The organism is Candidatus Nitrospira neuquenensis, from assembly GCF_979578155.1.
Window position 1 is genome coordinate 20701 of record NZ_CEFZDU010000019.1, and the last position, 13192, is coordinate 33892.

A 13192-nucleotide genomic window follows, 5' to 3' on the forward strand; every position below is an offset into this window, starting at 1 on the left:
CCGCGACGACCTCAGGAGACCATGGCGAAGCGAGTCGTCATCACAGGGCTGGGCGTGGTGTCTCCGATCGGCATCGGGGTGGACCAGTTCTGGAAGTCCGCCATCGAGGGACGGTCCGGCATTTCCGCCCTCCGTCCGCTCGGGGACTTCGCCCTCGAACACTACCGCTCCCGCGTCGCCGGCCAGGTGCTGGACTTCACGCCGACGCAGTACCTCGACTCGACCCAGGCCGAGCGGGTGGACCGTTACGCGCAGTTCGCCCTGGTCGCCGTCAAGGAAGCGATGGCGGACTCGGGGCTCCGCCTCGACCGCGAGGACCCGCACCGGGTCGGCGTCATCGTGGGGGCCGGGATGGGCGGCATGGTCATGGGCGAGCGGGAGATCACGCAGCTCTACCAGAGCCGGAAGCCCCATCGGGTCCATCCCAACTTCATCCCGACGATCACGCTGAACTCGGCCTCGGGCATCGTGGCGATGGCGACGGGCGCCAAGGGCCCCAACCTGACCATCTCCACCGCCTGCTCCTCCAGCGCCCACGCGGTCGGGCAGGCCTTGATGAGCATCCGCACCGGCCGGGCCGACGTGGTGGTCACGGCGGGGGCGGACTCCAGCCTCACGCCGCTGGTGTTCGCCGGATTCTGCTCGCTGCGCGCGCTGTCCACCAAGTTCAACGACCGGCCGGCCAAGGCCTCCCGCCCCTTCGACCGCGCGCGCGACGGGTTCGTGATGGGCGAGGGAGCCGGCGCCCTGATCCTGGAGTCGCTGTCCCATGCGAAGAAGCGCGGCGCGCGCATCTACGCCGAGGTGGCGGGCTACGCGGCCACGAGCGAGGCCTACCACATGGTGATCCCGAAGGAGGACGGCGAGGAGGTGGCCACGACCATCTCGCTCGCGCTCAGGGACGCCGGCCTCACGCCCGCCCAGGTGGACTACGTCAACGCGCACGCCACGTCCACGCCCATCGGCGACGCCGTGGAGGTACGCGCGCTGCGGCGGGTGTTCGGCCAGGGCGCCGACCGCCTCGTCGTCAACGCGACCAAGTCCATGATCGGCCATACGCTGGGCGCGGCCGGTGCCCTGGGCGCGATCGCCTGCGCCCTGAGCCTCAGCACCGGCCGCACGCATCCGACCGTGAACTATGAAGACCCCGACCCGGCCTGCGCCCTCCCGGGCATCTCCGCCGAGGCCCAGGAGCGCCCCCTGAAGGTGGCGCTGCTCAACGCCTTCGGCTTCGGCAGCAACAACGCGGCGGTGGTATTCACGCGACACCGATAACGCGCAGGGGTCCGCCGACCGCCTGGGCAGGGGAGACCGTCCGCATGCAGAATCAGTCAGCGATCGCCGAGCGGATCAAGACCGCTCTCGCCCAGTACCTCAAACGCGACCCCGCCACGATCCAGTCCGACATGTCGCTGCGCGACGACCTCGGCCTCGACTCCATGGCCACGATCGAGCTGCTGTTCCGGATCGAGGAAGCCTTCGACCTGCAGATCCCCGACGAGGACCTGCAGAAGCTCTCCACCGTCGCCGACGTGGTCGCCTACGTCGAGGGGCGATTGGCCCCCGCGCCGCCGGCACGCCCCGCCCCCTCCGGACGACGCCCCTCCGCGAAGAAGAAGGGCTAGCCGCCATGGTCGAACAGCCCGCGATCGCGCTGGAGGACCTGGCCCACGCCGTCGGCGGGCGGCTGGTCGGCTCCGGTCGGACGACCGTCGCCGGCGTCGCCGGCCTGGCGGAGGCCGGGCCGAACGACCTAACCTTCATCACCTCGGACCGCCACCTGAAGGCGGCGCTCGCCTCCCGGGCCGCCGCCTTCGTCGTGGCGCGCGAGGTCCCCCAGTTGGCCCGCCCGCAGATCGTGGCGCCCAACCCCGCCTATGCCTTCGCGAAGATCGTCGAGCGCTTCTTCACGGCCGCCTGCAAGCCGCGGGGCATCGGCCAGCCCATCGCCAGGGGACGCGAGGTCCTGATCGGCCCCGACGTGTCCATCTGGCCCTTCGTCACGCTCGGCGACCGGGTCCACATCGGGGCCCGCGTCACGCTCTACCCCGGCGTCTTCGTGGGGGACGACGCGGAGATCGGCGACGACAGCATCCTCTACCCCAACGTCACCGTCGGCGAGCGCTGCCGACTGGGGGCCCGCGTCATCGTCCACAGCGGCACCGTCATCGGCAGCGACGGCTTCGGCTATGTCCAGCACGAGGGCCGGCACCAGAAGATCCCGCAGCTCGGCACCGTCGTGATCGAGGACGACGTGGAATTGGGGGCGAACGTCGCGGTGGACCGGGCGACGTTCGGCTGCACGACGATCAAGCGCGGCACCAAGGTGGACAACCTAGTGCAGATCGCCCACAACGTGACGATCGGCGAGCACAGCATCCTGGTCGCCCAGGTCGGCATCGCGGGGAGCACGACGGTCGGCCACCACGTCATGGTCGGCGGCCAGGCCGGCATCGCGGACCACATCCAGGTCGGGGATCAGGTGATGATCGCGGCGAGGACCGGCGTGAACCGCAACCTCTCGTCGAACCAGATGGTGGCCGGTGCGCCGGTCATGTCGGGCGAGGTGGCGCTCAAGGCCCACGCGGTGATTCCCCTGCTGCCCGAGCTGCGCCGGCACCTGCGCGACCTGGAGCAGCGCGTGCGGACCCTCGAACAGGGCGGCACCCCGCAGGCGAAGTCGGAGAAGAAGCTCAAGCCCAAGCGCGCGAAGTAGGTCGTCGCCCTCCCGGTCGTCCGGCGCTACGACCGGCCGTTTCCCCGTCCCAGCACGCTCCGCCAGAAGAACATCTTCGCCCAGAAGAAGGCCGCCCAGGGCATGGCGAAGGCGGCCATCGCATCCACCCGGCCGGAGAAGGCGCTCCAGGCCCCCAACCCGATCAGGGCGCCGGCCCCCGCCAGGTAGAGGAACGGCACGACGCTCCGTCCCGGATGGTCCAGCGTCTGGGTGATCGCATCCTTCTTCGCCCGCTTGCCGCCGCCCTTGCCGAACAGCTTCATACGGGTCGCGAAGTGCCAGGGGTGCTGATCGAGCAGGTAGCGGTGGTAGCGGGTCTGCGCCCACCCGAGGAGTCCCCCCGCCAGGAGCAGGCCGCTGGTCTGGAGAAAGGAGTGGAAGGTGTACGTGGCGAACAGGAACTGGTAGAGGAGCGAGAAGGTGCCGGCCACCAGACAGATCAGGCCGAGGAGGCCGGACGGGAACAGGATGTGGCTCTTGACGTAGTCCCGCGCCCGGTCCAGCTCCCCTTCCTGGCGCTTGGCGGTGATGATCTTCGGCATGGCGGGTCTGCGGGCTCGCTCGGGCCGCTACCGTTCCGGCAGAGGATCGGCGGAGGGCTCTGCGTCCGGCGGTCGTTCGGCCGTCGGCACGCGGTACCGTTCCCCGGCCCAGGCGCCGAGGTCCAGCCACTGGCAGCGTTCCGAGCAAAAGGGACGCCAGGGATTGCCTTCCCAGGCCGACTCGTCACGGCAGATCGGGCAGCGGACGGTCATGGCCGGATTATAGCAAGCCCCCTCGGGCGGGGGAATTGTGGATAAGGGGGGCCGAGGGAACCGACCCTGTGATTTTCACAGGCCGTTCCAGCGGTTGGACGATCGAGCCCCCTCTTGCCCGCGTCACGGGGCTTCATCGAGCCCGCGAGCCCGCCGTCTCCGCTCCCCGCACGGTGTTCCTTCTTCTCAATCGCCCGGCGCAGCCCGCGACAAGGGTGCGCGCCCTCCCGCCGCGCGAAGCCCGCACCCCTGGCCCCGCGCTCCGCCTCCATCACCGACCACACCGGAGGCGCCGTCCACAAAATGTGGGGATGAGTTGTGGATAGGCTTGTGCATGGGACTCGCGGCGACGCGGCCGCTGCGTCGAATAGCAAACTGCACAAATTTTGGGCGCTCACTCACCAAACAAATCCACCGGTTCCGCACATCGCCTCGATCAAGGTTCCCGGCGACACCAGGCTTCGGCCATCGGCCGCAGCGCCGCCACCCTCGTCCGGACCGCCCGGACTTGGTGGGGGGTGACTCGAACCTTCCCCCCCGCCGTGACCCTGAGGAACAGGCCCAGCCCCCGCAGCAGGGTCGCCACATCCGTCGCCCCGACCGATTCGGCCTCAGCCTGCAGGCTCGCCAAGTCCTCGACGGTGGCGCTGACCTCTTCGCCAAGGCGCCCCCCTCCGTCCCCGCCCTCCATCAGCCGTTGGAGAATCCGTTCTGCGGCCGGAAGTCCCGCGTCGAGCCGGGAGAGGAGGCGTTGCCGTTCCCCCGCCCACCGATCGAGCTGTCGGAGTTCGACCGGCGTCACCCGTACGGGCTGCGCAGCCTCCGCGTCCGTCGGCTCCTCCCCCGCAAGACGCCGGACGGCCGCCTCGAGGGAGGTAAGTCCCTCGCGGAGCCGGGCCAGGGCGGTCGAGGCGGCGGCGGGCCCGCCCTTGAGCGCCGGCAGCAACGGCAACAGGGAAAAGGCCGCCTGCTCGATCGTCGGCTGCTCGACCGTGGCCGCCGACCCTCCCAGGTTGGTCAGGGCCCGTTGGAGGGTGGCCGCGGCTGCGACGCGGGTGGCCGCGGCCGTGGACTCCAGCGCCGGCATCGCCGCCTTGATCTGGTCGAGCCACTCCCGCGCTTCCCGAGCGAAGAGCCTTGCGACCTCGTCGAGGAAGGCATCGTCGGCTGCGGGCCCCATGGTGGATTCCGTCCGGCTCACGAGGGACTGTCGGGCGGGCCCGCGGGGTCCGGCTGATCTGGAGCGGCCACAGCCTCGGGCAGGGCGGCGAGGCGGGCGATCCCGGCCAGTCGGCCGGACAGCTCCCGATCGCGCCGCCGCAGCCGCACCAACAGCCGCTCCGCCTCCGCGAGCCGCTCCCGCAGCGAAACGACCTCCGCCCGCGCCTCTTCAAGGACCTGGGCCGCCGCGGCATCCAGGATGCCGGCGTTCGCAGTCCGCGCCCGCTCCGTTTCCAGGTCGGACGCCAGGCCCCGGACTTGCTTCTCGAGCTCCACCGTGCGGGCCTGCTCCTCGGCCAGCGCCTGCTCCAGCGCCCTGATCCGCGCCGCCGCCTGGCGAAACGCCTGGAGTTGCTCCTCCGTGATCCGATAGACCTTGGGCGGAGGCGGCGCGGCGGGCGAGGCGTCCGAGACGGCCGGCCGGGGAGGCGTCGCCGGTTCCGCCGGAGCAGGTGCCTCCCCTTGCTCCCGCCGGCCCGTCAGCACCTCCCTCACCCGGTCGCGCAGCGTCGTACCGTGAAACGGCTTCTTGACCACCCCGTCCGCGCCGCAGTCGTTCGCCCGGCGGAGGACTTCCTCGTCCACGATGCCCGTGATCAGCAGCACGCCCGTCTTCATCAGACGGGGCTGGGATCGGACGTAGGCGCAGATGTCGTAGCCGCTGCGGTCGGGCATGATCACGTCGGTGACGACGAGGTCCGCCCGGCCCCGCTCAAGCCAGGCCAGGGCCTCCTCGCCGCTCCCGACAAAGACCAGGTCGAGCCCCGCGTCCGCCAGATGACGCTCGGCCACCTTCCGGATCGTGATGCTGTCGTCGGCGAACAGAACCGTCGGCATACGCTCCCCGGCTCCGCGTCCGCCCTCAAGCCGGCCCGCCGAGGGCCGACAGCGCATAGACCGGCACCATCTCGCCCTCGATCCGGCAGCGGCCCAGGCAGTCGGCCCCCTGCTCCGGCCAGGGCTCAATGTCCGTCACCTGCACCCGGTGCAGGGTCGGCAGGACCGCATCGATTCTGATCGCCAGGGGCCCCTTCCTGTGCCGCGCGACGAGGCAGAGGGTCTCGGCGCCGTCCACCACCGTCCCCAGCCTCGCCGCGAAATCGTAGACCGTCAGCACCTCGTCCCCCTGCCGCAGCAAGCCCGTCACATGGGCGGCCTCGCTCGGGACGGGCATGGCACCGGGCCAGGGCGACACCCCGCCCACCTCTTCCACCCTGGCCGCGAGGCGGTGCCCGCCGACCGAAAAGCGGAGGAGCGCCACGCTCCGGACCGGAGCCGGCGGCTCAGAGTTCAGCCCACGGAGCGTCTTCGTCATCGGCCGCCTCCTCGACCTCAAGGCGATCGAGCCGATCGGGCGCCGGCGCCGCCGGGTTTTCGGCGGACCGACCCAGACGCAGCGCCGTCGCGCGGGCCGGCGGCCCATCATACGCGACCGTCTCGGCTTCCGTCACCTCCGGGGAGGGAGCAGGGGACAGGTCGGGGGCCGGGGCCTCCAGCCAGGCGGCGGAGGGCGGAGCGGCCGGCTCCCGGCCTACCAGCCACCAGCCGTTCACGACCACGGCAAGCCCCGTCCCCGTCAGGAACAGCCCGACGAATCGTCCCCGCTCGGCCTCGGCGAAGTGGGCCGGCAACGGATGGATCGCGCCGGGCGGCACGTCCACCATGCCCACGACCTCGTCAACCAGGAAGGGGATCGGCCCGCCCCCGGCCCCGACCAGCACCACCGGCCGCTCAGCGTCCGCCGGCGTCGGCCCCAGGCCGATCCAGCGCCCGAGATCGTCCGGGGAGCGGTCCGGCGACCGCCCAGGCTCCCAAGCCCGCTGATCGTAGAACCCCTGGACGATCTCGGCGGGAAGGGCCAGGGCGGTGTCCGCGCAGCGGACAAGGAGGAAGGATCGCACCACGGCCGCCGCGGCGCCGGCGGGACGGCCGCGCAGGCTCACGACTCCGCCCTCCCGTGGGCGATCGCGCCGATCTGTTGCGCCACCTCCTGGAGCAGCGACCGTTCTTCGACGGGCTTGGTCACATAGCCCGACGCGCCCAGGGCGACGGCCATCTGCCTGTGTTTCTCCGCCGCTCTCGTCGTCATGACGAGGATCGGCGTGGCGGAGGTGTGCGGCCGCTGGCGCAGGCCCCGGATCACTTCGTAGCCGTTCAGCTTCGGCATCTCGAGGTCGGTGATGATCAAGGCATAGGCCCGCTCGCCAGCCCGCCGCAGCCCCTCCTCCCCGTCCACCGCCGTGTCCACGCGGTAGCCGGCCTGCTCCAGCATGCGCCCGACGAACTTGCGCACGCTCAGCGAATCGTCGATCAGGAGCAGCCGGTCGGCGCGCTCGTCCGCGGCCGCGGACACGGCCTCGCCCGCCATGAGCGCCGCCGCCCCCTCGGCCGGCAGGGCCTCCTCCGACCGACGGCCGGCCAGGAGCTTGGCGGGGTCGAGGACGAGGACCACCCGGCCCTCCGGGTCGAGCGTCGCGCCGGCGAAGGGAGACTCCCGGAGCACCTTGAGCGTCCCCAGCGGCTTGATGACGATTTCCTGCTGGCCCAACAACTCATCCACGGCCAGGCCCGCGAGGCCCGTGGAGGTCCGCGCGACGACCACGGGCACGCCGGCGGACGGCATGGCCTCCCCGATCCCCAGCAGGCCGCCCAGCCCCCTCACCTCCACCGGCTCCTCGCCGACGGTCAGGAGCGTCCGCCCTCCCACTTCCTGCAGGGCGCCGGGGGCAGGGTGGACCACCTCCCGGATGCCGGAAAGCGGCACGGCATAGCGGTGGGTGCCGACCCGCACGAGCAGGGCGGCCGTGATCAGGAGCGTGAGCGGCAGGGTCAGGGTGAACTTCGTGCCGACGCCCGGCTCGGTTTCGATGGCGATGTGGCCGCTCATCGCCTCGACCGCCCGCTTCACCACGTCCATGCCCATGCCGCGGCCGGCTTGGTCGCCGACGCGCTCCGCCGTCGAGAACCCCGGCAGGAAGATCAGCTTGACCGCCTCGCCCTCCGGGAGGACGGCCGCCTGCTCGGGCCGCAGCAGCCCCAGGGCCGTCGCCTTCGCCTTGATCTTCTCCAGGTCCAGCCCCCCGCCGTCGTCCTCCACCTCCACCACGACCGAGTTGCCGCGGTGGGCCGCGTGCAGGTAGATCGTGCCCGTCGCGGGCTTGCCCCTCGCCACCCGGACCTCTGGCCGCTCGATGCCGTGGGCCACCGCGTTGCGGACCATGTGCACGAGGGGGTCCACGAGCCGCTCCACGACGCCGGTGTCCACCTCGGTCCGCTCGCCGGACGTGGCGAGCGTCACGTCCTTGCCGGTGGCGCGGGCCATCTCCCGGACGGCGCGGCGGAACCGCGTGAAAGGCGTGCCGATGGGCACCATGCGGGCGCGGGCGATCTCGTCGCGCATGGACCGGCTGAGCTGCTGGAGCTGCCCCATGTCCTCCCGCGCCCGCCGGATCGACTGGTTGAGCTGCGCCATGGCCTCCGCCACGTCCGCCGACACCTCGCCGATCCGGCGGGCCAGGATGTTCACGTCGTCGTAGCGGTCGAGCTCCAACCCGCCGAAGACCGCCGAGTCGGGAAGCCACCCCGCGGCCGCGTCCTGCCGCGCGGGCGCCGGCTCCGCCAGGGTGAACGCGTGCTTCTCCTCGAACGACCGCACGGCGTCGGCCATCCGTTCTTTGCACTGGATCACCTGGCGGGAGAGCTGCTCCAACCCCTTCACCCGTTGCTCCAGCCGTCCACGGCTGATGACCAGCTCGCCGACCAGGTTCAGCAGCCGCTCGAGCCGGTCCCGGCTGACCCGGATGACCGCGCCTTCCACGGTTTCCGCCGGCGCGGCGGCCGGCCCGGGCTCCGCGGCCTCTGGGGCGGCGACGGGGGCCGGCTCCGCCGCGGCCGGGCCGGTCGCTTCCCGCCGCAGCCGCGCCATCAAGGCGGCGAACTCCCGCCCGGTCTCGGCCAATCGCCGTGAGTCCCGCCGCAGCAGCAGACGGATCACGTCCACCACGCGGAAGAGGAGGTCGGCCAGCTCGGGCGTCAACCGCCGCCGCCCCTCGCGCACCCCGCCGAGGAAATCCTCGACATGGTGCGTCAGGTCGCCGATCGCGGCGAACCCCACGGTATAGGCCGAGCCCTTGAGCGTGTGGGCTGTGCGGAAGAGCTGCTGGACCGTGCCGGCGTCGGCGTCCTGGATGTCCGGCCGCAGCAGCGCCGCCTCGAGCTGGTCGAGATAGTCCTGGGCTTCCGGCGAGAAGTAGGAGAAGACCTCGGCGTCCAGCTCGGGCAGGAGATAGGCGTCGGGCAGGCTCTGCGCCGAGGGTGAGTCGGGAGACTCGCCGAGCGGGACGTCGCGGCCGCATGCGGCCACCGGCGCCGCCGCTCGGTCTCCTTCGACGGCCGCCAACCGCACCTGGACCTCGGCGGCGAGGCCGCGCAGGCGGGAGAGCGCCGCAGACCGCTCGGCCGGCGCCCGGCCGGCCAGGGCCTCCAGCTCCGCCTCCAGCTCCCCGGCCAGGGCCGCGATCCCGTCGAAGCCGTAGAGGGCGGCGGAGCCGTGGAGGGTATGGGCCAGGACGCCGGCCTCCCGCAGCGCGGACTCGGCCGGCTCGCCGCCCTGGTCCGGCTGGAGCGCGCCGACGATGCGACCGATCACCTGGTCGGCCTCGGCCAGGAAGACGCCGATCAACGAATCCCGGTGGGGATCGGTCTCCATGGATGGGGAAGGCAATCAGGCGACTTTAAATTGAGCGACCGCGTCCCGCAACCCCTGCGCGAGCGCGGCCATCTCCTCGACCGTCAGCCTCGTCTCCTCCGCCGCCGCCTGGGTCAGGGTCGTGCCGCGGGTGATCTCCTTGATCGAGCGGCCGACTTCGTCGGTCGCCTCGGTCTGGCGCAGCGACGATTGCGCGATCGCCTGGGCGAGCTCCGCCGAGCGCTGGGCGATCCGCGAGATCTCCTGGAACACCTCGCCGGTCTTGAGGGCCGAGGCCGAGCCGGCCTCCACCGCCTGGGTCTCATGCTCCATGGCCACCACCGCCTCCTGGGTTTCGGTCTGGATGACCTTGACCAGCTCGGCGATCTCCTTCGTCGCCTGCGAGGAGCTCTCGGCCAGCTTCCGGACCTGCTCGGCTACGACCGCGAAGCGTGCGCCGGCCTCCCCGGCGCCGGCCGCCTCGATGGCGGCGTTGAGCGCGAGCAGGTTCGTCTGGGCGGCGATCTCGCGGATGGTGGCGACGATCCGGGAGATCTCCAGCGACCGGTCCCCGAGGCCCTTCACCTGCTTGGCCATGCGCTGCACGGCGAGCCGGATGCTCTGCATATCCTGCACGGTCTCCTGCACGGCGAGGCGGCCGCGCTCCGTCGCCGTCAGGGTCTGCCCGGCGCTCTCCGAGGAGGACCCCGCGGTCTCGGCCACCTGGCGCATCGCCCGCGTGAGGCCTTCCACCGCCTCCAGCGTCCGCCACGCCTCCTCCGCCTCCCGCTTTGCCGTCCCGGCCATCTGGCCGGCCGTCTCGCGCAGGGTGGCGGCCGAATCGTTCACGCGCTCGGCCGATTCGCGCACCTGCCGCATCAGCCGGCCGACCCGCTCCAGCATGAGGTTGAACGCGTCCGCCAGGTTGCCGAACATATCGGCCGTGACCTCGCCCCGCTTGGTGAGGTCTCCCTTGCTGACCTCCGACACGAGGACCAGGAACTCCATCAGGCGACGCTGGAGCTGATTCCGCTCCTCCTCGGTCTGCACCAGCTTGGTCAGCCGGTCGAGCATGGTGTTGAACGCCGCGGCCATCTGACCCAGCTCGTCCCGCCCCTCCAGCCTGGCGCGGGCCTGCAGGTGCCCCGCCGCGGCCTGAGCGGCGACATCCGCGATGTGCGCGAGGCCGGCCGAGAAGAAGCGGGCCAGGGCGTAGCCGATGCCCAGGCCCAGGACGATGGCGACGAGCGCGCCCAGCGCCATCTGCCGCATCCGGCCGGCCGCCACCGCCTGGCCGGACTCGTTCAAGTCCTTCGCGACCTCGCGCACCGTATCGAGCAGGACCCGGAGGCCGTCGGTGGCCTGGCTGTACTTGCCGGCCACGTCCACCGAGATCGCCAGCGTGCCCAGCTCGCGCATCAAGCCCCGCTGCTCCTCGTTCAGGGCCGGCGAAAAGCCGTCGCTCAGGGCGCTGATCGCTCCCTCCGCCGCGGTGAAGTAGGCGTTCAGGCTCGCCGAGAGGGCCTGGTACTCCTTGCTCTCGTCGCCCCCGCTCTTCGTGACGTGCATCTGGCCCGCGGCATAGAGCGCGAGCGGCGCGAGCGTCCGGCTCTTCAGGTCGGGCAGGACCTTGACCGCGTCCTCGAAGTCGGCCTTGCGGGTCATGCGGCCCGCACGGAGGACCGCGTCGTGGTACAGCCCCAGGTTGCTGCTGGCCGTCCCGAGGTTGGCCAACGCCACCGTCGAGCTCGCGTAGACCGTCTGCAGCTGTCGGCCGAGGTCGCGCAGCCCCGTCACGCCGACGTAGCCCACGCCGACGATGATCGCGCCGACGGCCGCGAAGCCGAGCATCAGTTTCGTCTGTGTGTGGAGATCCCGGAACCTCCGCGGGAACCCGCCCAGCCCCATGCTCCCCTCCTTTAGGTCGGGCCGCCGGCGCCGCTCACCGGGTCACGACGCCTCCCGTCGGCCCACGCTGGCCAGCAAATCGGGGACGGCCACGACGCCGCTCATCCGCTCGTCCGTCCGCAACAAGGCGCACAGGAAGGTCCGCGGCGCCCCCGCGTCCCGCGAGGGCGCGGGGAGCAGGTCCTCCGGCCGCGCGTGCCGCAGCTCCGGCAGCTCGTCGGCCAGCACCGCGGCGTGCTGATCGCCGTGCCGGAGGACGACCGCGAAGCGGGGCGGCGGGCCCGAGGTCGGCAGCCCGACGACCCGCCTGAGGTCCACCACCGGCATGACGAGGCCCCGCAGGTTGGTCACACCCACCAGCGCCGGGGGCATGCCCGGGACGGGGGTAACGCCCTCGACCTCGAACACCTCCTGCACGTGGCGAAGGTCCACGGCCAGGTGCTCGCCGGCGACCTGCAGGAGGCAGACCCGGATCGCCCGCTCCTGCCGCCCCTCAGCCGGCTGGGCCGGCACGACGAACTGATCCATCGCCACTCCCGCCGCGCTTCGGACGACCCCAGGCCGGGCGGGGACGCCGGCCGCCGTCAGCCGAGCGCCCGCTTCACCGCCGCCAGCAGGTCCGTCGCCTTGAAGGGTTTGACCACGTAGCCGTCGGCCCCCTGCTGCTCGCCCCAGAACCGGTCGCTCTCCTGGTTTTTGGAGGTGCAGAGGACGACGGGAATCCGCTTGAAGCGCTCGTCGCTCTTCAGATCGCGGCAGACCTGGAAACCGTTCCGGCCCGGCAGGATCACGTCCAACAGGATCAGGTCCGGCCGATCGATGATGAGCCGCTCCTCCAGCTTGTCCGCGCTGTCGTAGGACACGACTGTGTGGCTGGCCGACTTCAGGTACGAGGCGATCAGTTGCTGGTCCGCCTGGGAATCCTCGACGACGACGATCTTGCTCATGCTCGCTCCATTGCCCGGCCGGGTCCCGACCCGACGGCGCGCGCGGCCTACCGGACCGGCAGGATCACGCTGATCGCCCCCGCCAGGTCGCCTTCCCGATAGCCTTCCTTCTTCATCCCGGTGATGTCCCGCTCGCCCTTGGGCTCGCCGTGGCAGACGAGGCAGCGGGCGGTGGCGTATTCCGGCGCCATCACCCGCAGAGCGGCCTTCCCATCCATCGTCACGACGCGGCTGACGCCCTGTCCGCGCGGGTAGCGTGGGTCGGCGAACTGCTCCAGCACCTCCGCCTCGAACTGATCCGGCCGGTTTCCGGGAAACCGGTAGTCCGTCGCGGTCAGCTTCACGCGGATACCCGTCCGCTGGGCGAATTTTTCGCCGGTCTTCCTTCCCCAGAGCGCGGGGATGAACCCCTTGAACGCCACGCCGGGCTTGTTGATCACCGGCTGGTAGTCGGCGACGACTTCCTTGCCCGCTTCCAAGAGCGCGAACAGGAGGCGCATGCGGGGCGCCGCCGCGGGACGGGAGAGATCGAGGCCGGTTGTGTCACGGAATGTGGCGAGGGTTTGTTCGGCGAAGTAACTCGGCGTGAAGCCCTTCTCGCCCTTCGTGGGATCGTTGATCAGGTCCTGGTGGGCCGAGACGACGCTCCGGCCGGCCTGGATCAGCTTGATCAGCAGCTCGGCGGTCTCCGCTTCGCTGCCGGCCCGCGCCGCCCCGCCCGCCAGCATGACGGCCACCGACGCGCCGACGGCGATCCAGCCCCTGCTGCGATGTCGCACGGAAACCTCCTGACGGCGGGCGCTCGATGGTCACTCCGACCAGGCCGGCCGCGGGCCGCCGGCCAAGGCCTAGCCTATGCCCGGCTTCCCTGCCTGTCAAGAAATCGTATTGAGTCATCTAAAATCTTACCGAGAGACAGATCGTTGCGTCATTTGTA

At 71.5% G+C, this 13192-nt stretch carries 14 protein-coding genes; 3 read left to right on the forward strand and 11 right to left on the reverse strand.

All coding sequences use genetic code 11. The annotated features are described in order from the left end of the window. The first annotated feature begins 21 nt into the window (after window positions 1–21). From fabF to lpxD, 3 genes are read left to right on the forward strand one after another with little or no spacing between them, the layout of a single operon-like run. Window positions 22–1275, forward strand: a complete 1254-nt coding sequence (gene fabF, locus AC1U7O_RS08535) for a beta-ketoacyl-ACP synthase II (protein ID WP_479894299.1) — start codon at window positions 22–24, stop codon at window positions 1273–1275. A gap of 44 nt (window positions 1276–1319) precedes the next feature. Then, window positions 1320–1625 carry an acyl carrier protein gene (acpP, locus tag AC1U7O_RS08540; protein ID WP_479894300.1) on the forward strand — a complete coding sequence of 102 codons (306 nt, stop codon included), beginning with the start codon at window positions 1320–1322 and terminating at the stop codon, window positions 1623–1625. A 5-nt stretch (window positions 1626–1630) separates the two neighbouring features. Then, window positions 1631–2716 carry a UDP-3-O-(3-hydroxymyristoyl)glucosamine N-acyltransferase gene (gene lpxD / locus AC1U7O_RS08545; protein ID WP_479894301.1) on the forward strand — a complete coding sequence of 362 codons (1086 nt, stop codon included), beginning with the start codon at window positions 1631–1633 and terminating at the stop codon, window positions 2714–2716. A 26-nt stretch (window positions 2717–2742) separates the two neighbouring features. On the opposite strand, the gene AC1U7O_RS08550 is transcribed toward lpxD, so the two are convergent. The 11 genes from AC1U7O_RS08550 to AC1U7O_RS08600 all read right to left on the reverse strand — a co-directional run bounded on the left by AC1U7O_RS08550 (window position 2743) and on the right by AC1U7O_RS08600 (window position 13034). Then, window positions 2743–3279, reverse strand: a complete 537-nt coding sequence (locus tag AC1U7O_RS08550; protein WP_479894302.1) for a hypothetical protein — start codon at window positions 3277–3279, stop codon at window positions 2743–2745. Between the two features lie 27 nt (window positions 3280–3306). Next, window positions 3307–3492 carry a DNA gyrase inhibitor YacG gene (locus tag AC1U7O_RS08555; protein ID WP_479894303.1) on the reverse strand — a complete coding sequence of 62 codons (186 nt, stop codon included), beginning with the start codon at window positions 3490–3492 and terminating at the stop codon, window positions 3307–3309. Window positions 3493–3928: 436 nt separating this feature from the next. Next, a complete protein-coding gene (locus AC1U7O_RS08560; protein WP_479894304.1) occupies window positions 3929–4672 on the reverse strand; it encodes a hypothetical protein in 744 nt (247 codons plus the stop codon). A gap of 17 nt (window positions 4673–4689) precedes the next feature. Then, window positions 4690–5550 carry a response regulator transcription factor gene (locus AC1U7O_RS08565; RefSeq protein WP_479894305.1) on the reverse strand — a complete coding sequence of 287 codons (861 nt, stop codon included), beginning with the start codon at window positions 5548–5550 and terminating at the stop codon, window positions 4690–4692. A gap of 25 nt (window positions 5551–5575) precedes the next feature. Then, window positions 5576–6028 (reverse strand): chemotaxis protein CheW, encoded by a 453-nt coding sequence (locus tag AC1U7O_RS08570; RefSeq protein ID WP_479894306.1) that lies wholly within the window; start codon window positions 6026–6028, stop codon window positions 5576–5578. Next, window positions 5997–6656, reverse strand: a complete 660-nt coding sequence (locus tag AC1U7O_RS08575; RefSeq protein ID WP_479894307.1) for a chemotaxis protein CheW — start codon at window positions 6654–6656, stop codon at window positions 5997–5999. Before AC1U7O_RS08575 ends, AC1U7O_RS08570 begins: the two co-directional genes overlap by 32 nt. Next, window positions 6653–9421, reverse strand: coding sequence for a hybrid sensor histidine kinase/response regulator (locus tag AC1U7O_RS08580; RefSeq protein WP_479894308.1), 2769 nt, complete (start codon window positions 9419–9421; stop codon window positions 6653–6655). Before AC1U7O_RS08580 ends, AC1U7O_RS08575 begins: the two co-directional genes overlap by 4 nt. 15 nt (window positions 9422–9436) lie before the next feature. Then, on the reverse strand, window positions 9437–11308 hold the full coding sequence (locus tag AC1U7O_RS08585) for a methyl-accepting chemotaxis protein (protein WP_479894309.1): 1872 nt from the start codon (window positions 11306–11308) through the stop codon (window positions 9437–9439). Window positions 11309–11350: 42 nt separating this feature from the next. Then, on the reverse strand, window positions 11351–11836 hold the full coding sequence (locus tag AC1U7O_RS08590; protein ID WP_479894310.1) for a chemotaxis protein CheW: 486 nt from the start codon (window positions 11834–11836) through the stop codon (window positions 11351–11353). Window positions 11837–11892: 56 nt separating this feature from the next. Continuing rightward, on the reverse strand, window positions 11893–12255 hold the full coding sequence (locus AC1U7O_RS08595) for a response regulator transcription factor (protein ID WP_479894311.1): 363 nt from the start codon (window positions 12253–12255) through the stop codon (window positions 11893–11895). Between the two features lie 47 nt (window positions 12256–12302). Beyond that, a complete protein-coding gene (locus AC1U7O_RS08600; RefSeq protein ID WP_479894312.1) occupies window positions 12303–13034 on the reverse strand; it encodes a Tll0287-like domain-containing protein in 732 nt (243 codons plus the stop codon). Window positions 13035–13192 lie beyond the last annotated feature (158 nt).